Genomic DNA, 24,940 nt, shown 5'->3' on the forward strand with positions numbered 1-24,940 from the left:
AAATGCAAACATACAACGCCCCCCTCCGCGACATGAAGTTTGTGCTGAACGAACTTCATGATTTCTCCAAGTTGACCAGTATCCCGGCGTTCTCCGGCGTCGACGCCGATCTGGTCGAGACGGTGCTTGAAGAAGCGGCGAAATTCACCACCCGCGTGTTGCTGCCGCTCAATCCGGTAGGCGACACGGAGGGATGCAGGCTCGAAAACGGCGTGGTGCACACGCCGACGGGTTTCAAGGAGGCCTACAAGCAGTTCTGTGACGGCGGCTGGTCGTCCGTTTCCGCGCCGCCGGAATACGGCGGGCAGGGTCTGCCGGAAAGCGTCGGCATGCTCATCTCCGAGATGATCTGCTCGACCAACCTGTCGTTCGGTCTCTATCCGGGCCTGACGGCGGGCGCGATGACGGCGCTACGCAAATACGGTTCGGAGGAGTTGAAATCCTTCTACCTGCCGAAGATGATTGACGGCACCTGGTCGGCGAGCATGTGCCTGACCGAGGCGCAGTGCGGCACTGATCTTGGTCTTGTGCGCACAAAAGCCATCCCGCAGGGCGACGACTCCTACGCAGTCACGGGCTCGAAGATATTCATATCCGCAGGTGAGCATGACCTGACCGAGAACATCATTCATCTGGTGCTGGCGCGGCTTCCCGATGCGCCTGAAGGCATCAAGGGTATCAGCCTGTTCCTCGTTCCAAAATTTCTTCCCAATGAGGACGGCAGTCTTGGCGCACGCAATCCCATCGTTTGCACCGCGCTCGAGCACAAGATGGGCATCAAGGGCTCCGCGACTTGTCAGATCAGTTTTGACGAAGCCAAAGGTTGGCTGGTAGGCGCGCCTCACAAAGGCATGCAGGCCATGTTCGCGATGATGAACGCCGAACGTCTCGGCGTCGGCATTCAAGGTCTTGGCATCACTGAAGTTTCCTACCAGAGCGCAGTTTCGTATGCGAAGGAGCGCCTGCAGGGCCGCGCGCTTTCCGGCGCCAAGTATCCGAAGCTCGCGGCGGACCCGATTATCGTCCATCCGGACGTGCGCCGGATGCTGATGACCATGCGCGTCAACGCGGAAGGGTGCCGGGCGCTCGGGACCTGGGTGGCGAACGCCCTGGATATCGCTGAGCACACGGAAGACGAAGTCCAGCGTCGAGACGCCGAAGACTTCGTCGCGTTGCTGACTCCGGTAGTCAAGGCGATGTTCACTGACATGGGCTCGGAATCCGCCAATCTCGCCGTGCAGACTTATGGCGGTCATGGCTACATCCATGATCACGGCGTGGAGCAGTTCGCTCGCGACGCACGGATCACCATGATCTACGAAGGCACCAACGGGGTGCAGGCGCTCGACCTCGTCGGCCGCAAGCTGCCAGCGCATATGGGCAGGAGTCTTCGGGGTCTATTCCATCCGATCGCGGACTTCGTCGCCGAACACAAAGAACATCCGCTGTTTTCCAAGATGATCGAGGGTCTGGAGCGCGCGCTTGGCGCATTGCAGCTTTCGACCGCGCACGTCGCTCAGAAAGGCATGGCGGACCCGGAGGAGGCAGGAGCTGCGGCGACGGATTATCTGCGGCTGATGGGCCTTGTCTCGCTCGCTTATCTCTGGGCGCGTACGGTGACCATCGCCGTGTCCAAACTTGGAGCGGCGGAGGGGCCGGATAAAGCCTTCTACACGGCGAAGCTGAGTTCGGCCCGCTTCTTTTACGATCGTATTCTGCCAGAGTCGGCTGCGCTGTATCTGAAGATCAAGTCGGGCAAGAAGTCGCTGATGGAACTGCCTGAAGACCTGTTCTAACTGCAGGGCGTGCTACACTCCCGGCGACGGTCTGACCGAGCGCCGGGAACGCTGCGGAAGATCAATCTTACGGAGTTGCCTGATGACGACACAGGACAACAAACACGCAGAGCTTCCCGTCGGGTTCGTTCCTATTCCGATCCTGAACCCGGATGGTTTCGACGCCCTGACCGGCGGGTTCGCGATCAAGGATGATGATGGTCATCTGGTCGCAGGCTTTCGGGTGGAGGCCTGTCACTGTAACCACGCGAAAATCTGCCACGGCGGTATGCTGGCGACTGTGTGCGACGGTTACCTTGCGCTGGCTGCGATGTACCGGAATGACTTTCAGCTCGCGATATTGCCGACCATGTCTCTGACCGTTGACTATCTCGCGCCGTCGGAATTGAACGACTGGGTCGAAATCCGGGCGGAGGTTCTGCGTGTCACGCGCAACGCCGTTTTCGTTCAGGGACTGGCGCGCGTGAACGGAGCTCCGGTCGTGCGGGCGAGCGGGGTCTTCAAACGTGGTTCGCCGAAGCCCGATGGAATTGACGCCGGAAAGGCGTTGAGGGGGTTTTTGAAAGCGCCGATGTCGGCGAAGGCGTAGCGATCTGACGGGGGGGGGCAGGCCGACTTTTCCAACTTAATAAGCTTGACCATGGCGAGATTCGAGAATGCAGCGCCGCCAAACCGCATCGAGTTTGCAACGACACGGCATCATGGCCGACACTGTTGGCACATAAGAGGCTCATGTCGCCCACGGTGCGGCAGCAAGACGAAAGGGACAGATCAATATGAGCGTCGATGCGGAAGACCCGAAAGAAAACCGGCTGTACTCTGTGAGCGAACTTTCTCGTGAACTGGCGATTACGCCACGCTCCATGCGCTTTTACGAGGATAAGGGCCTGATCTCGCCGTCCCGCGTCGGCACGACGCGCGTGTACTCAATCCGTGATCGGGCGCGGATGAAGCTGATCATTCGCGGCAAGCAGCTTGGTTTCACGCTACGCGATATCAAACAGTACCTGGATCTGTATGACGCCGACCCGAAGCATAGCGCACAAAAAATGCTGCTCCTGAAGCAAATTCAGAAAAAGATGCGTGATCTCAACGCCATGGGTGCGGCGATTTCAGCTACACTTTCTGATCTTGAAAACATTCAGCAGTCGCTGTTGAATTCCTTCACCGTCGACGCTGCGTGACATGAGGGCGTTCGCATCAGGACACCCTCGCTTCGAACCGCCAAAGTCACATTGTGGGCATGCGGGGGCAGGCGAGCGGCGCCTCTCCTCGTGGCGCACGCCGTTTGGGTTACTAAAATAGCCTCCCGATGAGGGGAGTTTTTGAATGACGCGATCATGCCTGACATCACCAGGCGGGATACCCACAGGTCCCGAAATTCCGCATCCCGGGCGCGTCCCGCCCTTGCCTCCTCCTGCATTGGACGAGCCTCCGGCACGCGAAGAGCCTGAGCGGCCGGAGCCTTTGAAAGATCCGCCGCTACAGTGAAGCGTGTGCGGGATTGTTGATCGTGCTCTGCTCGCGTCTGAATCAAGGGAATTCTCATGCCGCCAAATAACACCTCGGGGCCATGGTATCTGGACGATCTCAAGACGGGCGATCTGTTTCGAAGCGGCGAATACGAAATGGACGCAAATCAGATTGTAGCCTTTGCGCAGCAGTTCGATCCGCAGCCTTTCCATATCGACCACGAAGCCGCTAAAGCGTCGATGTTCGGTCAACTCGCAGCAAGTGGATGGCACACCGCTGCTATCACCATGCGTCTTCTGGTTGAAATCCTTCCATTTTACAAAGGGTTGATCGGTCTTTCGACCGACATCCAGTGGCCGCGTCCCACGTATCCGGGCGACAGGCTGCGCGTGGAGTGCCGTGTCTTGGAGATCGCGCCGTCTCGATCTCGCCCTGAGCAGGGGGTGGTGACTGTCGAAACACTGACGCTTGGGCAGGAGGGAGAGCCGCGCCAACGTCAGATCACAAAAGTGCTGGCGTTCAGAAAACCGGAGTGAACGTCCAACGCTCAGGCGAGGGCAATTCCTGTTGCCTGCGACAGGGCTTCAGCCACGCCCGGAGCTGCAGCGAGAATCGTGGCCCCACCTGTCAAGCCGCCTTCCCGCAGGAACGGCGAGACGCGGGCGCCCGCTTCCTCAAGGATGATCAGCGCGGCGGCGACGTCCCACAGATTGATGACAATTTCAATATAACCGTCCAGCCGCCCGCATGCGACGTCAGCCAGCGCGAGCGCTCCGGAACCGCCCGAACGCGGCATCGCGCCGAGATCGAGAATCGCCCCGATTTTTTCCATGAAAACTGGTTTCGGAACGCGGTTGCTCCATCCCATCTCGATCATCGCGCTGCGCGTATCGGTGACGGGGGAAGCATGAATGGGCTTCCCGTTCATGAATGCGCCGCCGCCCAGCCGCGCGGTGTAAATCTCGCCCAGCGCGGGGGCGTTGATCACACCCGCCACCGGGCGATCGCCGTCCAGCAGCCCAAGCGACACGCACCAGCGATTGCGACCGCGCGCAAAATTCGACGTGCCGTCGATGGGGTCAATCACCCACCGCAAGCTTCCTTGCCTGACGCTGCCACCTTCCTCGCCTTGAAACCCGTCTTCAGGGAACAGTTCTTGCATACGGCGAGCGACGAATGCTTCGACGGCGCCGTCCGCTTCGGTCAGCCAGTCCTGGGCGGATTTCTGACTGCCGCTGGGGCCACCGGATGGCGGGCGCATTGCAAGGGCCAGGCGAGAGGCGTCCTCGACCACTGCGCGAGCGGCTTCAAGACGGCGATCTATTGCGACGGACATGATGCGTTCCAGCCGGAGCCGGCCTCTTCTGGCCGGCTGGACCGGCTGGTTATGGTTCCGGCGACGGTTATGCCGCTGACGCTCGGTGTAGTCGAGCGGCTGGAAGGACGTAGGAGTAGTCCTCTGACGCCAAGGCGTGCGCGTATGAGGCGCCGATGATACGAAGAACGTGTTTTGACAGATAGCCTTCGGCGTCGAACACTCGTCGTTACGAACGGGAGAGCGGGTTGAACGTATTTCCCAATCAAACGTTTGCTACAACGCCGGAGCAAAAATAAACAACAGCCGAGGCGGGCGAGGTTTGAACCACGATAACTGGGGACACGCGGAGTCCGCATAACGGCCACAAGACATCCCCCCGCGAACGGGTGGGACTCAGGATGAAGCAATGAACATTCATGAGTATCAGGCTAAGGCTCTTCTTAAACGTTACGGAATGAACGTACCGCCGGGAGTGGTCGTGCATTCGCCGGGCGAAGCGCGAGATGCGGCCAAGACGCTTCCGGGGAGCGTTTTCGTCGTTAAGGCGCAAATCCATGCAGGCGGTCGCGGTGCCGGACATTTTCTGGGGGAGTCTTCTGGCGGTGGCGTCCGCTTGGTGAAAACCCCGGAGGAGGCGAAAGCCGCGGCTTACGATATGCTCGACCGCACGCTCGTCACCCGACAGACCGGCCCTGCCGGACGCGTTGTTCGTCGCCTGTATGTCGAGGCAGGATGCGCAATCGACCGCGAGCTTTATCTGTCGCTTCTCATAGATCGCGTGGCGCGACGCATCACTGTCGTCGCATCGGACGCCGGCGGCATGAGCATTGAAGATGTGGCGGAGAAAACGCCCGAACGCATTTACAAGGTTCCCGTAGATCCCGCGCTTGGCCTCAGCGATTATCAATCCCGCGACATCGCAGTGAAAATCGGTCTCACGGGGCAACTGATTCGCGAGTTCGTGCAGGTCATGCGGGCGGCATACACGGCGTTCACCACGCTCGACGCCGCATTGGTCGAGATCAATCCGCTTGTCGTCACAAAAGAGGGAACGCTGCTCGCGCTCGACGCCAAGATGGGCTTCGACGACAACGGCCTGTTCCGTCACAAGGAGATCGAAGAACTCCGCGATCCGAATGAAGAAGATCCTCGCGAGCGGGAGGCTGCGCGATTTGGTCTTTCATATGTTGGGCTGGAAGGCACGATCGGATGCATGGTTAACGGCGCGGGCCTTGCCATGGCGACGATGGACATCATCCATTCCGAAGGCGAATCTCCTGCCAATTTTCTGGACGTGGGCGGCGGCGCCTCGCGCGAGCGCGTGGGCGCCGCGTTCCGCATTCTGCTGGGCGATCCGAGCGTTGAAGGCGTCCTGGTCAATATTTTTGGCGGCATCATGCGCTGCGACATCATTGCGGAGGCTGTCATTTCCGCTTGCCGGGAGGTCGGCCTGAAAACGCCGCTTGTCGTGCGTCTGGCTGGCACGAAGGTCGAGGAGGGGTTGAAGATGATCGAAGAATCCGGTCTCGACGCGATCGTCGCTGAGGATTTGGGGGACGCAGCCCGGAAGATTGTGGCCGCCGTCCGCAGCCGGAGGGCAGCCTGATGTCTATTCTCGTCGATAAAGACACAAAAGTTCTTGTGCAGGGGTTCACCGGCGCGCACGGAACGTTCCATTCCGAGCAGGCGATCGCCTACGGCACGAAGGTCGTTGGCGGCGTGACGCCGGGTCGCGGCGGAGATACGCATCTCGGCCTTCCGGTATTCGACACGATGGAGCAGGCGCGCGCCGCGACGCATGCCGACGCCACGGTCATTTACGTTCCGCCGCCTGGCGCGGCCGACGCCATTATTGAGGCGATCGCCGCCGAAACTCCGTTGATCATATGCATCACCGAAGGCATTCCTGTGCAGGACATGCTGCGCGTTCGGGTGGCGCTCGATCGTTCAAAAAGCCTGCTGGTGGGGCCGAACTGTCCTGGCGTTATCACGCCCGACGCCTGCAAGATCGGTATCATGCCAGGACAGATTCATCGGCGCGGCGGCGTCGGCATTGTCTCGCGGTCCGGGACTCTGACTTATGAAGCGGTTGCTCAGACGTCCGACCTTGGGCTCGGGCAAAGCACATGCGTGGGCATCGGTGGCGATCCAATCAAGGGCATGGATTTCATCGACGTTCTCGAACGCTTTGTCGCCGACCCTGAAACCGATTCCATGATCATTATCGGAGAAATCGGCGGCGTTTCCGAAATCGAAGCGGCGCAGTTCCTGCGCGACAGCCGGACGAAAAAGCCGGTCGTGGGACTCGTCGCAGGCATCACAGCGCCGCCGGGCCGCCGTATGGGGCATGCCGGAGCTGTTATTTCCGGCGGTGAAGAAACGGCGGAGGCGAAGATCGAGGCCATGCGCGCAGCGGGCATTCATATCGCGCCCAGTCCGGCCGAGATGGGCAGAACGTTGTTGTCTCTGCTCAAGGGCTGAAGCTAATTCCAGCGCCGCCTGATGGCGGCGCTGGCCTTTGGTGACCACCGAATCTCGGAGTTTTCCCAAGAATGGCGCCTGCGAACGCTGTTCCGCAGTGTTAGACGCCTACGCCACTGAGTTTGAGTCCTTTATGCGTCAGCCGCGCGACAAACCGAGGTTTTCTCGCAAAGTCGCGCCTTCATACTCCGTTCTGACGATTCCCTGCTCGCGCAGGATCGGTAAAACCTCTGCGACGAAACGCCTGAACTGGGCCGGATGCTCAAGGTAGATATTAAGGCCATCCAATGCGCCATTCTCGAACCACTCAGCAATGCTGCTCGCGACAGTTACAGGCGAGCCAACGAACGGCTTCCCCCGGCCGACCGAGGCGACGCGCCCGCGATTTTGGGTGGCTTCCACGACCTGCCGGAGCGACAGTTTCTCCGCCACTGCGCGTTCAGTGACCGCCTTCGCCGCCGTATACCAGCTCTTTTCCGCAAGTTTCAGGACTTCTGCGGGGAAGGGGGCGTCCAGATCGTATGTGGTAAAGTCATGCCAGCCAAAAAGTCGGCCAAATTCCCTTAAGGCCCAATCGAAGCTGTGATCATGTTCGGCGTAATGCCGCTCCAGTTCAACTGCATCTGCATCCGTGTCGCCGACTACAAACTTGATGCCGGGGGAGATCAGCACACTGTCAGGGTCACGACCGAACGACGCGGCGCGTTTACGCATGTCGTCGCGAAACGCCCGCGTTGCTTCGAGCGTCGAACCGTGAGTGAACACCGCATCAGCGAAGCGCGCGCCAAGGTCGCGGCCGGGATTTGAGTCGCCTGCCTGAAAAATGATTGGTTCGCCTTGCGGTGACCGCTCGATATTCAGCGGCCCGGCGACGCTGAAGTGTCGCCCCTTGTGGTTCAGGGAATGCAGCTTCGACGGGTCGAGAAAGAGCTTCCTTTCCCTGTCGCGGGGAAGCGCGCCATCCTCATACGAACGCCATAGGCCTCGTGCGACCTCAATAGATTCCTCGGCGCGGCTGTGCCGTTCTTCGTAATCGAAATGCTCTTCGCGGCTGAAATTGCTTGCGGTTCCGGCGTCACCGGTTGTCACGACGTTCCAGCCTGCTCGGCCGCCGCTGATCAGGTCGAGGGAGGCGAGACGGCGGGCGATGTTGAACGGGTCATTGTAGGACGTGCTCAGGGTTCCAACGAGACCGATATGGCGCGTGACCATCGCCAGAGCCGAGAGCAGTGTCAACGGTTCAAGTCGGCTAAGGTAATGGGGTGGTGAATTCGGTGTGATGAACTGGCTGTCCACGATAAAAAGCCAGTCGAATTTTGCGTCTTCAGCCTGTCGCGCAACGTCTGCGAACCAGTTGACGTCAACGCTTGCGTTGGCCGGAATTTCGGGATCCAGCCACCGGTTGTAGTTTCCTGGTCCGCCGACGCCCGTTGGGACAAGGCCGAGCTTCAGTTGTCTTTTGCTCATTGTCGGATTTTCCTATGCAATGATTTTTGTGGCCTTGAAATCGCGCCCCGGTGGGACCAGCCCCTGCGCGGCGTAACGGTCATTGATCGCCTGAAGCGTATCGAGATCGCTTGCATCCGGGCTACGAATTGAAAAAGTCCTGTGCTGCAAAACGGATGTGACGGTATCGATCGACATATTTTCCCACTGTCGGGACAGAAGAGACGCGGCCGCGCTTTTGTTGTCGCGGACCCACGCCGCTGCATCGTTCAGGACCGAGCGGAACGTCGTAACGGTCTCCGGATGAGCCTGTACAAAGGCAGAGTCAGCCAGATAGTAGCGATTGTAACGCATTTTGACGGCAGAACCATCGCCCAGAAGATGAGCCTCTGGCAGCGCCGTCGCGAAACTGAAGAACGGATCAAAGGTCGCCCAGGCGTCGATGGCGCCGGTTCGAAATGCCTGGAGACATGCTGACTCGGGCACATAAATCGGGTGAATGTCCGACAGTTTAAGATTGACGGACGCAAGAGCTTGAACAAGAAAATCGAATGCGCTTCCGGTCTTCCCTACCGCGACGCGGCGTCCTCTCAGGTCAGAGAAACTGGTGATTCCTCGGTCTTTTCTCGCGACAATGCCAAGCGCGCTCGGGCTTGGCCCTTCGACCGCGTAAATGGCCAGCGACGGGAACAGCGGCAGAACGACGACGGGCACGGCTTCAGCGACGTCACTGACGTAATCGACCTGCCCGATCTGGGCGGCTGAGGTGCTCAATATGCTCCACACTGGACTGAAGCCGATTTTCTCAAGCCGCGGGTTGATGAGATTGTTTGCGCGCGCGACCTGAAACAGTATGGAGGACTGTTGGTAGCTCACAGTCAGTTCCCGATCAGACGCAGCTCGCGCGCGTGGGGAGCATGTCCCGGTCAGCGCCAGAGCGGTTGCGCCAGAAAGGAAGGAGCGTCGCTTTATTACGGGCATATCCGACATCGACGTGGCCCTTTGCTGCTCGTCCATCAGAATGAATATCCCACTCGCCCGTACCAGTAGGAGCCGGTGATCGGAATTCCGGATGATGACGTGTCGTAAATAGAGTTTCCGTTGTATCTCAGAATGAGAGGCAGTTTTCGTGGCCTTACATTGAAGAGATTGTTTACGCCGATCGTCGCCCTCAGCCGGTCCGACATAAAGCGTCTCGTGACCTCGAGATCAGTCATCCAGCGCGGGGAATTTTCGAACTGCGCAAATTGCTGGATCGAGTAACGAAGCGCTGCAGGGGCGGCGACCTGATACGTGAGATTTCCCGTCGTCTGACCGTAACGTGTCTGGCGCACGTTCACGTCCCACGCCCCGATAGTCCACCGCGCATTCAGAATGATCTTGCTGCGGGGCGTTGCTGTGGTGATCCAGCCGATCGCCTGCGCATTCAGCAGCGGCGTCCCGTTCGCATCGTTCGACAGGTGGTGCAGGCGTGTTCTGTTCAGGTCGATACCGACCGTCCAGTCGACTACGCCATAGCGCCCGAAGCGAGTCACATAGTCGGCGTTGATGTCGACGCCCTGGGTCCGTGTGCTTGCCGCGTTTGAAAAGTAATTGGCCGTGACATTGCTTGGATCCAGCCCCGGTGGGAGCGCGATGCCGGTGAGGCCAATAGCCTCTTCCGCCAACGCGCCGTTGTAATTGCCTCCGCCGAGAATGCGGTCGCGGATGGTGATCTGATAAGCGTCGGCGGTGACGTGCAGTCGCGGGAAGGGCTCAAACACGACGCCACCGCTGATATTGGTGGAACGTTCAGGCTTCAATTTTGTCGCGCCGAGCAGCTCGGCGGCCGCCGAATTGACGGCGAGGCTTCCAGAGGCCCCGGTCGGCGTCACGCTCAGGCTGCTGAAATGTTGCTCCGCCAAAGAAGGTGCGCGAAACCCGTTGCTGATCGTGGCCCGAAACGCCAGACGCTTTGAAACCTCATATCGCGCGGAAACTTTACCACTCTCGGCATTGCCGAAATCCGTGTAGTGCTCGAACCGACCGGCGAAATCGAGATCGAGCTTCCTGACAGGAGAAATCCCGACATCGGCGTATCCAGCCCAGATATCACGGCTCCACGACCCCGCGGATTGCGGAGTAAGTCCGGGCGCTCCCTGCAATCCTCCAAGAAGGTATGTGGGCGCGTTGCCAGATACGATGTCGTATGTCTCAAGGCGGTGTTCCGCCCCGAAAGCCAGTTTCAGAGGTCGCCCGAGAACCACAAAGCCTCGACTCAGATCGAGATTATTGGTCCATTGTGCGTTTCTGTATGCCTCCGCGAACCCCTTGGTGGGTGTCCAGCCATAAGCCGCGTAATAGGAGGTGTTTGCGGAATTGATGGTGGACAGCCGACTTTCGTCTGCGCCGTATGTCGTGCTCAAATCCCAATGAAAACCGCCGAGGAAATGATCCCCTGTGAGGCCGAGCGTGGCGGCGTAGTCATTCTCCTCGTTTACACTGGAAGGGTTGAATCCCCATGGGTAGACACTGGGCAATATACTGGGCAGTCGGTTCGTTTCGTAGAGCTGAATATGCCGGTGCATATAGGTGACGTTGGCGTAGAACTTTACGTTTTCAGTGATGTTCTTTCCCAGTTCTATCGCGAGGGATTCACGTGTCTCTTCCGGTGTGGCGAAATTATAGTCCTCGGGGCGATAATGCGTGCCCGTCACGAAATGGTCAGCGTGATAGACCTGTCCGCTAAGGTGTAAATAACCGTCATTCCCCAGCTTCAGGCCGCCGTCGGCGTTAAGCTGATAATCCCAGCCAGGCGAGCCATAGAGATAGTTGAATGGATGAGCGCCACTTTGGAACGACGTGTTGAGCCCATGATCCGTCTTTTTGAGGATGATATTGACTACGCCGGCGATGGCGTCCGATCCGTACATGGCGGCCGCGCCGTCTCGCAGAACTTCAATATGATCGATCGCCGAAAGAGGAATTGCGTTCAGGTCTACCGGCGTCGTGCCGTGCTCGGGGCCTGAGTAGGTGGCGACTACGCCTGTCGTGTGTCGTCTCTTGCCATCGACAAGAACCAGAACTTCATTGGGTGTCAGCCCCCTCATGCGTATGCCGGCGACCTGCCCGGAACCGGCGAGTAAACTGCTGTTAATCGACGGATCAGTACGCGCCAGAGCATCTGCAATATTGAGCGCGCCGGTTCGCGCAAGTTCCGCGCCGGTGATGATATCGATCGGGCTGGCGCTGCTTCTCGCCGTGCGATGAGAGTCACGCGTGCCAGTGACGATCATCTGTTCAGACTCTTGGGAAGGTAAAGTTTTGGGAGCGGCGAGCACACTCGAGCGCACTGGCGTTTTCGTGCTACGCGTCGTCGTTCGGGCCGCCTGCGTCGTGTGAACGAATTTCCGGCTGTCATGTTTGGCGTGGGCCGAAGAAACCGACGCCACGCCCTCTGCCCACGCGGCGTTACATCCAAAGGCAAGAGACGCTGCGAGGAAAGTTCTTTGAGATGAAAAGAAAATCGACATTCCGGAAAATTAGTCCTGACGCTGGGAAAGCGCGTCAGGCTTTAAAGGCGGGGTGTCGACGTCACAAACGAGATATCTAAAGGTTACGGTTGAGGCATATTTTAACAAATCATGTCATGCGGATTGATCTGACAGTTTGCCTTTCTGACAAAAGCGCGCGCATGCTTCCATTCAAGCCTGCACCGCCAGCGTCACCAGACGCAACGTCACCTCGCTTGCCTGAGCGAAGGCTGGAAGCGGAAGACATTCGTAAATGGAGTGAAAGTTCAGGCCGCCGGTGAAATAGTTCGGTGTTGGTATTCCTCGCGCCGACAGGGCCGAGCCGTCCGTTCCGCCCCTCATGGGAATGACATTTGGCGTGATCCCACAAGCGGCGAACGCTTCCTCCAGCAACGCAATGCAGCGGCGATCATTACCCATCGCCGACGCGATGTTCGAGTAAACGTCGGCGATCACGCAGGAAATTGCGGCTCGCGGAAATGCGGCAAGAGTCGCGGCAACTTTCTTCTGCAGATCAACTTTTCGTTTTTCGAAATTCGTCCGGTCGAAATCACGGATCGAGACGGAAAGGCGCGCGGTCGCCTGATCCCCTGAAAATCCATTCACCCAGCAATAACCTTCCCGCCCTTCGGTATGTTCCGGCGTATCGTGCGGATCGAACCGTGCGATCAGGTCAGTCGCCACCAGTATAGGATTGACGAGAACGCCCTTCGCCGCCATCGGATGGGCTGTTACTCCATCTATCGTGATCTTGGCCTGTGCTGCGTTGAATGTTTCGTAAACAAATTCTCCGGATGCGCACGCGTCCACCGTATAGGCGAACTCCGCCGGAAAACGCTCCAGGTTCATGATTTTTGCACCGCGCAGGCCGATCTCTTCGTCGGGGACGAACGCGACGAACACGTCTCCATGCGGTGTTCCGCTCGCGATGACGGTTTCGAGCATGTCCATGACGATCGCGACAGCCGCCTTGTTGTCCGCGCCAAGAACGCTCGTCCCGTCGGTGAAGACGACGTCCTGTCCGATATGGGGCGTGAGTTCCGGATGCTCGTCAGCCAGCAGCCATATGTCGCGTTCCGGATTCAGGCAGATGTCCTGCCCATCGTAACGCAGGATTTGCGGGTGCATTTCTGGCGACAAACCTACGTCTACAGTATCGAGATGCGCACAGAACCCGATACGCGGCGCGGTGGCGGGGCCGTTCGCCGGGAGGTGCGCTGTGAGCACGCAATGCTCATCGAGATGGACGTCCTTCAGGCCAAGTTCGTTCAGTTCGTCGCGGAGGAGCGACGCCAGAGTCCACTGCCCGTCGGAAGACGGAACCACTGTGGCCTGCGCGGAACTCTGGCTCGGGATCGCGACATAACGAAGAAAGCGATCGAGCAGGCGGGAGCCGGAATGTGGCATCGGGCTTTGTTCCTTGGCCGGTAAGGGGTTGCCTGAGCCGGACAATAGAATACAGACTGCCGGGCGAAACTCTGCTGTTCGCCTGCATGCAGGCAAGAGCGTCACCCGGATATAGGGAATTTGGATCGTCAGTGAAAGTTTCGTCCCTTCATATTTATCCGGTGAAAAGCCTGCGCGGCTTGTTGCTGACTCAAGTGGACATGGATCCCTGGGGGCCACGTGGCGACCGCCGATGGGTCGTGGTTGACGTGGAAGGCGTCTTCATTACCCAAAGAACCGACGCCGCGATGGCGCGAATTTCCGTGACGCCGACGCCAGACGGATTGACGCTTCAACGTGACGGCGACGTGTCTTTGACGATTTCGTGCCCGTCGGGCGGCGCGAGGCGCGTGCGCGTCTGGCGCAGTGACGTGACAGGAAATGACGCGGGCGACGAAGCCGCTGCTTGGCTTGAAGCCGCGTTGGGGCGGGCGTCGCGACTGGTTTACATGGATGCGCCGGACAGCGCGCGGCCCGGAGAGCACGACGGGCAGGAGTTTCAGGTCTCCTTCGCGGACGCCTTTCCTGGCCTACTCTGCACGGAGGCGTCGCTGGACGATCTGAACGCCCGTCTGGATCGCGCCGTGCCGATGACGCGTTTTCGCCCGAACGTTGTCGTGGAGGGCGCGTCGGCCTGGGCGGAGGACGAGTGGACACGCATAAGGATAGGGCAGGTCGAGTTGGCTTTGGTGAAGCCCTGTTCCCGCTGCGTCGTCACGACGATTGATCAGGAAAGCGGCTCCATCGTTGTTCCGGGACAACCGCTGAAGACGCTCGCCGGATTTCGCCGGACGCCCGAGGGTATTATGTTTGGTCAAAATTTTCTTGTTGAAAAAGCGGGAACTATTCGAAAAGGCGACACTGTCGAAATTCTCGAACGGGGTGCGGCGACATAATCGACGTTCGCCGATCCGCGCTTTGTCGGCCACATTGCAACAGAGTTCGGAGTGAAGCCAGACAGGTACGGGATACGGTTCTTCATGGTGCTGGAAGTCATGATAACTTAACTTTCGCCGTCGCCTCTCCCGGAGGAAACTCCCGTAGCCTCCGCTGTTGATCCGAGGAAACCATTGCCGGACGCCAGTCGACCTCCCGAACCTCTGTGTGGCGATGACCTGTTGGCGTCCTGGACCCTCTCGACAAGTTCAAAATCGCCGATGATAGCGGCGCTCCAGGCGAGTAATCCTTCACGCAAAATTGGCGCACGTCTTAGCCGCATTCTGATCGTTGCGGCGCTCGGTTTTGTCGCGCCAATGGCGCACGCGGTTGCAGCCAGTACGCCTCTGGTCACCGATGTTCTGCCATCGGGCGTACCGCTTCCGGCGCCGGCGCCGGATTTCGCGCCTGCGGTCAGCGACGCCAGCACGGAACTGCTCGGAAATGCCGGGGGAGTCAGGCCATGGCTTGATCGTCACGGCGTGCAGATCAATCTGCAAGACGTGGAGGAATTGTGGGGATTGGCGTCGGGCGGCGTGCGCCCCGGCCCGACGTATGACGGGATCACCGCCGTCACGCTCCAGTTGAACACGCAGCAGGCCTTTGGGTGGCATGACGGGCTGTTTAACATCAGCGCGCTGCAGATACGTGGCCGGTCGTTAACCAACGAGCGCCTGCAATCGCTGAATGCGGTCAGCGGCTACGACGCCGGGCGCTCGACGCGCCTCTTCGAACTCTGGTACGGGCAGGGCTTTTTAGGAAATCGTCTTGACGTCCGTGTTGGATCGATCGACCTCGACACCGAATTTCTGGTTAGCCAAAACGCGTCGCTTTTCCTGAACGCCAGTTTTGGGTGGCCGCTTTCCACGTCGAGCAACCTCTATTCGGGCGGCCCGTCATGGCCATATTCTGCTGTCGGCGTCCGTGTAAAATGGGCGCCTGCTCATCCGCTGGTGCTGATGGGTGCGGTGACAGACGACAATCCGACCCACGGCCCGTTCTATAGCTCCGTCGCGGCCAATCAGCGCGACCCATCGGGAACCCAATTCTCGACCAAAGGCGGGGCCCTCTTTATTGGCGAAGCTCAGCTCTGGGTCGACGCGGCGCGGAGGCTCGCCACCCGAGACAACGCCGCCTTGCCCGGCACATGGAAAATAGGCGCGCTGTTCGACACCGGCCGTTTTCCTGATCAACGTTATGATGATCGTGGCGGCTTGCTGGGTAGTCCTGACAGTGATGGGAGGCCGTTTTACCATCGCGGAAACTGGATGGCCTATACGGTCATTGACCAGATGCTGTGGCGCGCGGCGAAGGGGCGGCAGAAAGCCGTCAGCGTCTTCATCCGCGCCACCGCCAATGGCGGTGTACGAAACCGTTTCGCGTCGGAAGTTGAAGCGGGTCTGACATTCGACGGGCTGGTTCCGGGGCGTATCGACGATACGATCGGTATCGCTTGGGGGACGACGCTCTATGGGCGGCGGGCTCTGGAAAGCGCGCGCGACGCGATACGGCTTGGCGGCTCCGGCGCCGCCGACCTGAAACCTGAGAATCACCTCGAACTGACGTGGCAGATTGCGGTGACGCCTTACCTCAACCTTCAGCCAGATTTGCAGTATTTTTGGAATGTCGGCGGAATGGCCCAGGGCAGTTCGGGTGGGATCGCCAATGGCTTCGTGGCGGGCCTGAACATGACGACGACCTTCTGACGCCTTGCGAGTTTCATCTAAGTTTCAAATCGCCGTCGTCTCAAAACCGGTATCCTGAGCCACGCGACGAATAACGTCGCGAAAGCAGGGATGCGCGCACGATGGACGAGTGGGAACAGATCGAGCTGTCAGCCGAGGAACGTGAGCGCGTGCAGATGCGCCGCGAGATCATCGATGACCTCGATGAGGAATTCGAGCTGTCGCCGGAAGAGGAAGCGGTCGGAGGCCCGCTCGACGCTGAAGATCGCGCGTTCCGCCGTATCTATTTTCGCGAATTGATCCGCCTGCAGGGCGAGCTGATCAAGCTCCAGGATTGGGTGAAAAGCACAGGTCATCGTCTGGTCGTTCTGTTCGAGGGCCGCGACGCGGCGGGGAAGGGCGGGGCGATCAAGCGTATTACGCAGCGGCTGAACCCGCGCATCTGCCGCGTCGCAGCGCTGCCCGCGCCGAACGACCGGGAGCGCACCCAGTGGTATTTTCAGCGGTACGTCGCGCATCTGCCCGCAGCGGGCGAGATCGTGTTGTTCGACCGCAGCTGGTACAACCGCGCTGGCGTCGAACGGGTCATGGGGTTCTGCTCCGACGCTGAATATGAAGAGTTTTACCGCTCTGTCCCCGAGTTCGAACGGATGCTGGTCCGTAGCGGCGTCCAGATTGTGAAGTTCTGGTTCTCGATAACCGACGACGAACAGGAAGCCCGTTTTCGCGCCCGTATCGAAGATCCCCTGAAGCAATGGAAGCTCAGCCCGATGGATCTGGAGAGCCGTCGTCGCTGGGAGGACTACACCCACGTGAAGGAGACCATGCTCGAGCGCTCCAGCATTGAGGAGGCGCCGTGGTGGGTCGTGCAGGCGGTCGACAAGAAGCGTGCGCGCCTCAACTGCATCTCACATCTTTTGTCGCTGGTTCCGTATCAGGCCCTGCCGCATCCTGAAGTCGTGTTGCCCGCGCGTGTTCATCACCCGGACTACGAGCGCCAGCCAACGCCGGCTTCGATGATCGTTCCTGAGTTGTATTAATCGGCTTTCGCCCTGCGTCGTCCTTCGGAGCGCTCAACCCGCTTCGAAGGGCCGCTCAGAATAAACAGCAGGAAATACACAGGGCGCTTTTTGTCGGATGCTGCATGCCTTGAGGCGTCCATATCTGGTCCGGTGAGAAATTTACATTTCGCCCTTCTTCTGAAATCCTCCGCCTGACTCAGCCTGCGTCCCGCCGAACAGGCGAAACATCAGGATCTGGCGACGACCGCGCTCGCTTCAGAACAGCGCGCTATACAGGATTTCAGATGCTTGCCACTCCGAACGAGCCGGTCCCTCAATTAACTCTGGTCCCCTTCGCAGAGGAGCACTTTGCGACGCTATCCAGTTGGTTTCAAAGTCAGAAAGACGTCGTCCAATGGGGCGGCCCGGGACTGCTTTATCCGCTCGACAGCACGCAGATGGCTCCAATGGCGATTGAGAATGCGAAAGCGTCATGCTGGATGGTTGAAGACGAGAGCGGAAAGATGATCGGTCACGTTCAGCTCGCTTTTGACTGGCTCAACGGGGTGGCGAAGCTGTGTCGGGTGGCTATGGCCCCGAGCGAGCGAGGCAGGGGGCTTGCGCGCCACATGGTGCGGGAGGCCGTCGCCCGGGCGTTCTCCCACCCACAGATCGAACGCGTCGAACTGAACGTGTACAGTTGGAACGTCGCTGCGATACGCGCCTATGTTAGGCAGAATTTCGTAAAAGAGGGCGTTCGGCGATCGTCGGTGCTGATCGACGGGGAACGCTGGGACACCGTGATGATGGCGATGCTTCGGCAGGAGTGGGATGGCGCGGACGCCACATAGCCCGAAGCGTGATGGCGCGCGAACTCACCCCAGCAGGTGGCGCAATGCCTCTTCGGCTCCAGGAGCCTCCCACAGGACTGGCCCCGATCGGCGCGCGACTTCACGCCCCTGCCGATCAATGAGGACGGTAACCGGCAAGGCTTCCTCATCCAGCGCCTTCGCCGTAGCCGCCGTCGGATCGTAGTAAGGCGGCAGCGTCGTCACGCCGGTACGCGTCAGGAATGGCGCGACTTTCGCTGCGCCGCCGCGATCGAGCGACACGGCGAGAACGACGACGCCGTCCTTTTCAAGCTGTGGCGCAAGACGCGCCAACGTGGGCAGTTCCGTCACACACGGAGGGCACCATGTCGCCCAGAGATGAAGAATGACCGGTTTACCGACATAGTCCGCGAGCGCGTGAGCCATCCCGCCCGCATCCGTGAAGGAGAGCGCTGGAACTGGTTTCGGTGGGTGCGCCGTAAGCCTGTCGGGCGCGACTGGCGCGCCGTTGGCGGCATCGTCTTCAGCGGACGCCGGTTTGCGCCTGATAGCGCCTGCGATTAGGCTGCCGCCCGCGATCAGGACCATGCGCCGTGCCAGGCGCGTATCCGGACGAAAAAAGCATCGTGAAAGACTATCAGGCATGAGGCGAGCATGACGGAGCGGAGCGTGACGGGCAAGGGGCCGACGGGACAGACGGGCGTCGGCGCCAACGTTCAATGGGGCGGCCGTTTCGCAAGCGGACCATCCGCGATCATGCGCGAAATCAACGCCTCGATCAGTTTTGACAAGGCCCTGTGGCGTCAGGACATCGCCGGGTCTCTGGCTCACGCCGCCATGCTCACCAAAGTCGGCGTCATTTCCGCTGAGGACGAAGCCGCTATCCGCGACGGCCTGAACGGCATCGCGAAGGAAATCGAGGCGGGAACGTTCTCCTTCGATGAGGCCCTTGAAGACATTCACATGAACATCGAGGCGCGGCTGAGCGAACGGATTGGCGAGGCGGGTAAGCGCCTGCACACCGCGCGTTCGCGAAACGATCAGGTGGCCACCGATTTCCGCCTGTGGGTGCGCGACGCGATCGATGGCGTCTCCGGGCAGACGGCGTCGTTGATGCGCTCCCTCGCCACACGCGCTCTGGAATACGCTGACACGGCCATGCCGGGCTTCACGCACCTGCAAACCGCGCAACCCGTCACCTTCGGCCATCACCTGCTCGCCTATGTCGAGATGCTGTCGCGCGACGCCGGGCGACTGGCTGACGCACGCAAGCGCCTGAACGAATGCCCCCTCGGCTCGGCCGCTCTGGCCGGGACATCCTTTCCCATCGACCGTCGCATGACCGCCGCCACGCTCGGCTTCGACAGGCCGACGGCGAACTCTCTCGACGCGGTGTCGGATCGCGACTTCGCGCTCGAATACCTTTCGGCGCTGTCCATCATGGCCATGCACTTGTCGCGGCTGGCGGAGGAGATCGTCATCTGGTGCTCGGCGCCGTTCGGCTTCATCCGCCTGTCCGACGCCTTCACCACCGGCTCCTCCATCATGCCGCAAAAGCGCAATCCGGATGCGGCGGAACTGGCGCGCGCGAAGGTCGGGAGGGTCGCAGGCTCGCTCATCTCCCTGCTGACGGTGATGAAGGGCCTGCCACTGGCCTACGCCAAGGACATGCAGGAAGATAAGGTTCCGGTGTTCGAGGCGACCGAGGCGATCACGCTGACGCTGGCCGCCTGCGACGGCATGATCTGCGATCTGCTGGCGGATGCAGGGCGGATGCGTCAGTTCGCGGGCTCAGGTTTTTCGACCGCCACGGATCTCGCGGACTGGCTGGTCCGGGTTCTGAAGCTGCCTTTCCGCACGGCGCATCATGTCACCGGCCGGATCGTCGCACGGGCGGAGGCTGACGGCGTGGACCTGTCCGATCTGCCGCTTTCGGCGATGCAGGAAGTCGAGCCGCAGATCACCGAGGATGTGTTCTCGGTGCTGACCGTCGAAGCGTCCATCGCCTCTCGCACCAGCGAGGGGGGCACCTCAGGCGTCAATGTGCGGCAGCAGGCGGCGGCATGGTTGACGCGTCTTGATGGAGAAGGCGCATGACACGGGTCATCGTCACGCCGATTTTACTGGGGTGCCTGCTGCTGGCTTTGGCCGACTGTGGAAAGAAAGGCTCCCCGGAACCGCCCGGACCTGCGGACAGGATTATATTTCCAAGGTCTTATCCCGCTCCTGATTAAGGGTGATGCTGACTGAGGGGCAACTGTGTCGATCATGTGACCTGCAAAGGCTGACCTTCCTGGATCATGGCATTGAGTATGTCGAGAAGCTGACATGCGACGGCGATGAGGAGGTCGTCGCAGCCGCTGGTGGCCTCGAAAACGATGGGCTTTTCGGGTGTGAGCGTTTCGGCGCATTCGACGGTGGTGTCACGGGTATTGGGAATGCGCCGTATCCTGCCGGATTGAGGGTCGCAGAGATCGAGGAAGGCGCGCGAAAGATCTCAGCCGATGACTGGCTGTGGCATGGTGAGGGGTCCTGTCTACGTCGTGCGGGATCAAAAGTCCCAAGCAACTGTTCAGTTCCCGTCCAAGATCATCTTGAATCATTGGAATCGTTTGTGATTCTTTGTAGCGCGCCTGATTCGCAGGAGTTGCTGATATGGATCGCCGAGAACCTTGCCCGATATGACTGGAGCCAGATTCACTATCCGAGTGATCTAACGGACAAGGAATGGTCGCTGATCGAACCTCTGATCCCGGGTGCCCGGCGTGGCGGTAATAAGCGGACAGTGGATATACGGCAGGTCATGAATGGCCTGATGTATGTTCTTGGAACGGGTTGCCGGTGGCGCGCGATCCCGAAAGACCTCCCGCCGCGCAGCACGGTGAATTACTATTTCTGTCGCTGGCAGCATGACGGAACACTCGACCGTCTGCATCATGTGCTCTGCGTCCTGTGTCGGGAGCAGGCGGACCGTGAGGCAAGTCCGACAGCGGCGATCATCGACAGCCCGAGCGTCAAGAGTGCCGAAAAAGGGGACGGCGCATCGATCCGCCCGGTTTTGACGTCGGCAAAGGATCAAGGGCAAGAACCGGCATGTCCTCGTCGATACGCAGGGCCTGTTGAAGGAGGCGACGGTCCCCGCGGACGATATCCAGGATCGTGATGGCGGTGTCATGCTGATGGCGACATTGTTCGGATCGTATCCGTTCCTCCTGAAACTCTAAGCCGACGCTGGCTATCAGGGGGCAAAGTTTCAGCAAGGACGGGCGCATGTCTGCCGCTCTGTGAATGTCGAGATCGTGCGGCACTGTAACGCCGGAAAATTCGTGGTGTTGTCCCAAGCGCTGGATCGTGGAGCGCAGCATTGCCTGGTTGAACCGCTACCGACGCCTGAGCAAGGATTGGGAGTGCCTCAATCGCAATGCATTCGCTTTCCTCCGATGTGCGTCAGTTCGATTGATGCTCAGAAAGATCTGTAATTAAAAACAATGATCCCGGACGGACACTCAGGGTTGAGTGCAGGTGGAAGGGACCTATGCTCCCAAACGGGCTCTCTTCCGCTATACATCCTCGCACATCTGCAACAGACAGGGACGCGAGGGCGGCGTCACCAGCACATGGGACTGTGTTACGGGTGCTGCGTCTGCTTACGCCCCTCACCCCGGCCATTTAAAAACATCGGGGGCGTTTCTGAATGCGGACGTGAGATCGGATCGCGTCAGGTATCTCATATTGGGAAATGTAGTTAATGCAAAAGGAGAATAATTACCTGCCCTACTGCTTTTCGAAGACCGGTATGAAGATAAGATTTCTGCAATTTCTGGCCGTCGTATAGTCTCGGGCCACGAAAAATATTTGGAGTTACGCCGGACACCTTATTCAGCCCACCGTGCCGAAAGCGTGCTCAGTCTGGCAAACTTAAAGTACCCTTTGAATAGGGTAAGTTTAATGGTGAATCTTCCATCGCATGTCCGCAACCAGCCCCCGCCGACCTATCACCGAGTATCACTCCTGCACGGTTATCCTCGATTTCAGCTGCAAGTTTTTCTGCCGCTGAAAAGGAGGCCTTATTGATGAGGATAGTGAGTGGCGCTGTCACGTTAACGTTAGGTGGCTGAAGGCCAAAGCCGGGATTGTCAGCCGGCGAGAGCGGGCGCGTCGTTCCATTGAGCGTAAGCCCTGACACGATGGATAAGACGTGAAAGAGCGGTGGCGATGGGGGCGGGTGGGACGAAGAGATTAGGGAAAGCGGAGAAGGCTGAGACGAAACGCTGGCATCGCTTGGGGAGCGAAATTTTTGCATGATCCGCTGGCGTTTTCGAAAAGGCAGATGGCTGTTTTCGTCGCGGTTGTTCAGCCCCTAGTGAGACAAATGCCGGACCGACAGGGCGAACTCTTGTCTGGCGGCGCCGTAAGATTTCAGCTTGTCCGTGATCATCGGTGTCTGGTGTATGCCCCGTTTCTTCAAAAGCCTGGTCAGCAGACGCCTTGCAGCCTTCGTATTGCGGCGGGTTTGCAGGACTTTGTCGAGGGCTAGCCGTCCTGATCGACCGCCCGCCACAGCCATTGGGGCTGGCCCTGGATCACGATCCGGACTTCATCAAGATACCAGAAATCTCCACATCTGGCTGCCTTGTGACGCAGGGTGCGGGCGAATGCGGAGCTAAATTTGAGGCTCCCGCAGCGGATCGTTTCACATGAGACAATGATCCCGCGCTCCAGCAGCATCTCCTCGATCAGTCGAAAGCTCAAGGGAAAGCGGAAATACAGCCACACCGCATGCGCGATCACCTCGCGCGGAAGACGATACCGCTTGTAACTCACTGACCTCCTGTTCATCAGATCAGTTTAGCGCGGTTCAAAATTAACGTGACATCACCTGCTATGACGACGGCCCAGACGCCGCGTAATCCCGCGAACCCTGTGTTTCTGATCCTTCATAAGAGCGATCACCCGCCGATCCGTAACGGCAGGTGGCCACAGTCCAAGGCCAATCTCTGGACTCTTTGTCCAAAACAACCGGAGATTATCTCCAGTGGCGCACTTCAGATCAAAATCTGCCTACGATCTCTTTTTTGAGTTTCAATATTGCTGCATCTGCGAGACTTCGTTAGGTTAACCACTGGTTAATTTTGGGTGCGAAGATGAGGAATGGCGGAAAATTTTTTGTCCTGAAATCGTCGTGTTTTCTGACAACTTTTCTCATTCCTCTGTGCGGCGGCGAACTTGCGCGCGCGGCCACCTACCCAGCCGGATGTACACTGAATTCAACGGGCCAGACGTTAACGTGTTCCAGCTATACGGGGGCAGGCAATTCCAGTTCGCCTCTGATTGGAGGAGTTGGTGACACCTATACGTCGGTCAACCTGACTGGAACGTTAGCTGTCACCTCAAATAACGCTTCGTCAGTTATAGGTTATGGCGGGGCCGATTCTTCGGAGAGCATCAACAACGTCACCCTTGCGGAGGGTAGCGTTATTAACACGACAGGTACCGCAATTAGCCTGAATTCTGGCACGGTCGCAGAAAATAACCTGATAACTATTAATGGAACTATCACAAGTACGGAATTGTCGACGAATAATCCAGGCGGAACAGGGTCTGATACCATACAATTTGATTCTGATACGACGGTTGTTATTGGGAAAAATGGAGCCATTTACAGCGGATTCAATGCTGATAAATCCGCGAATGCAGGGGCGGTTTTTAATGCCGAAGCGCTTAATCCTCGCGGCGGTGGCAACATAATTATAAATTACGGACTTATTGAAACCAATCGTAGTGCGGCCATATGGTTTCAGGGCACTGGCGCCAATGCGTCCGCGACTAATACGATAGAGAATTACGGAACCATTACCGCAGGAGGTGATGGTTCTGCTGACATAACTGGATCGAGTCCCGTTATTTTGGGAAATTCCGCATCGAGCGTTGTTGATTTTACCAACGAAACAGGCGGAGTTATTAATGGAAATATAACCTTGGGAACGAACAAGGCGAATATTGTTACATTGTATAACGGCTCGACTATCAACGGAAATCTACAGGGAGGCGGCGATGCCGCCTCATTGATTTTGACCGGTGATTCGGGTGGCGACACGCTGCAAAGCACGGTCCAGGAATTTGGCACCCTTACCAAGACGGGTGATGGAACGTGGATTATTTCAAATCCACTTTCGAATCTAAGCAATAATCTTATAACCAGTGTTGACGGCGGAACGTTAGTTCTTGATGGAACTACAACTGTTAAAGCTACATCTGTAAATATCAATCAGGGTGGAACGCTCCAACTGGGAAATGGCGGAACGACTGGCTTTCTCGATGGAGACATCATCACCAATAACGGTACGCTGGTGTTCGACCATTCCAGCACGGGCACGCCGCTCAACCTGACTGGCGATATTACCGGAAGTGGAAATCTGGTGCAGGACGGAACGGACACAATGATCCTTTCCGGGTCCAACACCTATACCGGAACAACGACAATTACCGGAACAAAGGCGCTCGATGGAAGCATAAAATCTGCGCCAGCGACATTGCAGATTGGTGATGGTGGAACAACGGGAAGTATTTCCAACTCGTCTTCTATCGTAAACGATGGCCATCTGTATTTTGATAGAAGCGACACGTATACAGTATCTCAATCCATTTCCGGCAACGGTGATCTTCACCAGATCGGGCTCGGGACGTTGATACTGACAGGCGATAGTAATTATGGTGGAATAACCTACATTGACGCCGGGACTTTGCAGTTAGGAAATGGTAATTCTCAACAAAATACTTTTAGAAATCCGACTATCGTCGATAATGGCATATTGTCGATTGATTATAGCAGTAATTTCGCCATAAGCCAGGCGATTTTCGGAAGTGGCGGTCTGACGCAAATGGGGACTGGCACGACAACGATCAATGGCTCGAATACCGACCAAATTACCTACACGGGCGCGACGACGATCAGCGACGGGAGGCTTGCGTTGTCGGGTGTGGGCTCACTGGCTCAGTCCAGCGGCGTGCATGAC

20 protein-coding genes and 2 pseudogenes are annotated in these 24,940 nt (G+C 58.5%); 14 read left to right on the forward strand and 8 right to left on the reverse strand.

Going from position 1 to position 24,940, the window contains the following annotated elements; genetic code table 11:
- The first annotated feature begins 2 nt into the window (after positions 1-2).
- The 4 genes from HK28_RS11600 (at position 3) to HK28_RS11615 (ending at position 3,805) form a co-directional block, all read left to right on the forward strand.
- Positions 3-1,796 carry an acyl-CoA dehydrogenase C-terminal domain-containing protein gene (locus HK28_RS11600; RefSeq protein WP_086644716.1) on the forward strand — a complete coding sequence of 598 codons (1,794 nt, stop codon included), beginning with the start codon at positions 3-5 and terminating at the stop codon, positions 1,794-1,796.
- 82 nt (positions 1,797-1,878) lie between these two features.
- Positions 1,879-2,385, forward strand: a complete 507-nt coding sequence (locus HK28_RS11605; RefSeq protein WP_086644717.1) for a PaaI family thioesterase — start codon at positions 1,879-1,881, stop codon at positions 2,383-2,385.
- A gap of 187 nt (positions 2,386-2,572) precedes the next feature.
- Positions 2,573-2,980 (forward strand): MerR family DNA-binding transcriptional regulator, encoded by a 408-nt coding sequence (locus HK28_RS11610; protein ID WP_086644718.1) that lies wholly within the window; start codon positions 2,573-2,575, stop codon positions 2,978-2,980.
- 363 nt (positions 2,981-3,343) lie between these two features.
- Complete coding sequence (locus tag HK28_RS11615; RefSeq protein WP_086644719.1) at positions 3,344-3,805, forward strand: MaoC family dehydratase; 462 nt, start codon at positions 3,344-3,346, stop codon at positions 3,803-3,805.
- Between the two features lie 11 nt (positions 3,806-3,816).
- On the opposite strand, the gene HK28_RS11620 is transcribed toward HK28_RS11615, so the two are convergent.
- A complete protein-coding gene (locus HK28_RS11620; protein ID WP_086644720.1) occupies positions 3,817-4,605 on the reverse strand; it encodes an inositol monophosphatase family protein in 789 nt (262 codons plus the stop codon).
- 388 nt (positions 4,606-4,993) lie between these two features.
- On the opposite strand from HK28_RS11620, the gene sucC reads away from it, so the two are divergent.
- Both sucC and sucD read left to right on the forward strand, forming a co-directional pair.
- Positions 4,994-6,193 (forward strand): ADP-forming succinate--CoA ligase subunit beta, encoded by a 1,200-nt coding sequence (gene sucC / locus HK28_RS11625; protein ID WP_086644721.1) that lies wholly within the window; start codon positions 4,994-4,996, stop codon positions 6,191-6,193.
- A complete protein-coding gene (gene sucD / locus HK28_RS11630) occupies positions 6,193-7,068 on the forward strand; it encodes a succinate--CoA ligase subunit alpha (protein ID WP_086644722.1) in 876 nt (291 codons plus the stop codon). Before sucC ends, sucD begins: the two co-directional genes overlap by 1 nt.
- A 138-nt stretch (positions 7,069-7,206) precedes the next feature.
- Here sucD and HK28_RS11635 read toward each other — a convergent pair whose 3' ends face one another.
- The 4 genes from HK28_RS11635 to pepT all read right to left on the reverse strand — a co-directional run bounded on the left by HK28_RS11635 (position 7,207) and on the right by pepT (position 13,433).
- Complete coding sequence (locus tag HK28_RS11635) at positions 7,207-8,535, reverse strand: NtaA/DmoA family FMN-dependent monooxygenase (protein ID WP_086644723.1); 1,329 nt, start codon at positions 8,533-8,535, stop codon at positions 7,207-7,209.
- Positions 8,536-8,547: 12 nt separating this feature from the next.
- Entirely contained in the window at positions 8,548-9,531 is a 984-nt protein-coding gene (locus HK28_RS11640; RefSeq protein ID WP_086644724.1) for an ABC transporter substrate-binding protein, read from the reverse strand.
- Positions 9,531-11,789: a TonB-dependent siderophore receptor gene (locus HK28_RS11645; RefSeq protein ID WP_086644739.1), complete on the reverse strand. Its 2,259-nt coding sequence runs from the start codon at positions 11,787-11,789 to the stop codon at positions 9,531-9,533. Before HK28_RS11645 ends, HK28_RS11640 begins: the two co-directional genes overlap by 1 nt.
- Before the next feature lie 408 nt (positions 11,790-12,197).
- Positions 12,198-13,433 carry a peptidase T gene (pepT, locus tag HK28_RS11650; RefSeq protein ID WP_086644725.1) on the reverse strand — a complete coding sequence of 412 codons (1,236 nt, stop codon included), beginning with the start codon at positions 13,431-13,433 and terminating at the stop codon, positions 12,198-12,200.
- 131 nt (positions 13,434-13,564) lie between these two features.
- Between pepT and HK28_RS11655 the strand changes: the two genes are divergently transcribed.
- The 4 genes from HK28_RS11655 (at position 13,565) to HK28_RS11670 (ending at position 17,945) form a co-directional block, all read left to right on the forward strand.
- A complete protein-coding gene (locus HK28_RS11655) occupies positions 13,565-14,368 on the forward strand; it encodes an MOSC domain-containing protein (protein WP_233140508.1) in 804 nt (267 codons plus the stop codon).
- A 261-nt stretch (positions 14,369-14,629) separates the two neighbouring features.
- Positions 14,630-16,114 (forward strand): carbohydrate porin, encoded by a 1,485-nt coding sequence (locus HK28_RS11660; protein ID WP_086644727.1) that lies wholly within the window; start codon positions 14,630-14,632, stop codon positions 16,112-16,114.
- Positions 16,115-16,215: 101 nt separating this feature from the next.
- On the forward strand, positions 16,216-17,133 hold the full coding sequence (gene ppk2 / locus HK28_RS11665) for a polyphosphate kinase 2 (protein WP_086644728.1): 918 nt from the start codon (positions 16,216-16,218) through the stop codon (positions 17,131-17,133).
- Between the two features lie 266 nt (positions 17,134-17,399).
- Positions 17,400-17,945: a GNAT family N-acetyltransferase gene (locus HK28_RS11670; protein WP_086644729.1), complete on the forward strand. Its 546-nt coding sequence runs from the start codon at positions 17,400-17,402 to the stop codon at positions 17,943-17,945.
- A 24-nt stretch (positions 17,946-17,969) separates the two neighbouring features.
- Here the strand turns inward: HK28_RS11670 and HK28_RS11675 are convergent, their stop codons facing one another.
- Positions 17,970-18,512, reverse strand: coding sequence for a TlpA disulfide reductase family protein (locus tag HK28_RS11675; protein ID WP_086644730.1), 543 nt, complete (start codon positions 18,510-18,512; stop codon positions 17,970-17,972).
- Positions 18,513-18,578: 66 nt separating this feature from the next.
- Between HK28_RS11675 and argH the strand changes: the two genes are divergently transcribed.
- The 3 genes and pseudogenes from argH to HK28_RS11685 all read left to right on the forward strand — a co-directional run bounded on the left by argH (position 18,579) and on the right by HK28_RS11685 (position 21,407).
- On the forward strand, positions 18,579-20,021 hold the full coding sequence (gene argH / locus HK28_RS11680; protein WP_086644731.1) for an argininosuccinate lyase: 1,443 nt from the start codon (positions 18,579-18,581) through the stop codon (positions 20,019-20,021).
- Positions 20,018-20,158, forward strand: coding sequence for a hypothetical protein (locus HK28_RS14165; RefSeq protein WP_198945872.1), 141 nt, complete (start codon positions 20,018-20,020; stop codon positions 20,156-20,158). The genes argH and HK28_RS14165 overlap by 4 nt, the downstream gene beginning before the upstream one ends.
- 419 nt (positions 20,159-20,577) lie before the next feature.
- Positions 20,578-21,407 (forward strand): annotated as a pseudogene (locus HK28_RS11685) (IS5 family transposase).
- Between the two features lie 421 nt (positions 21,408-21,828).
- On the opposite strand, the gene HK28_RS14535 reads toward HK28_RS11685, so the two are convergent.
- Positions 21,829-22,110: a S41 family peptidase gene (locus tag HK28_RS14535; protein ID WP_369823656.1), complete on the reverse strand. Its 282-nt coding sequence runs from the start codon at positions 22,108-22,110 to the stop codon at positions 21,829-21,831.
- Positions 22,061-22,763: pseudogene (locus tag HK28_RS14345) on the reverse strand (IS6 family transposase). The gene HK28_RS14535 and the pseudogene HK28_RS14345 overlap by 50 nt, the downstream one beginning before the upstream one ends.
- A gap of 305 nt (positions 22,764-23,068) precedes the next feature.
- Here HK28_RS14345 and HK28_RS11700 point away from each other — a divergent pair.
- The coding region (locus tag HK28_RS11700; protein ID WP_198945875.1) for an autotransporter-associated beta strand repeat-containing protein at positions 23,069-24,940 on the forward strand (1,872 nt) is incomplete at its 3' end.

It is taken from the genome of Acetobacter sp. DsW_063, assembly GCF_002153745.1.
GTDB lineage: Bacteria > Pseudomonadota > Alphaproteobacteria > Acetobacterales > Acetobacteraceae > Acetobacter.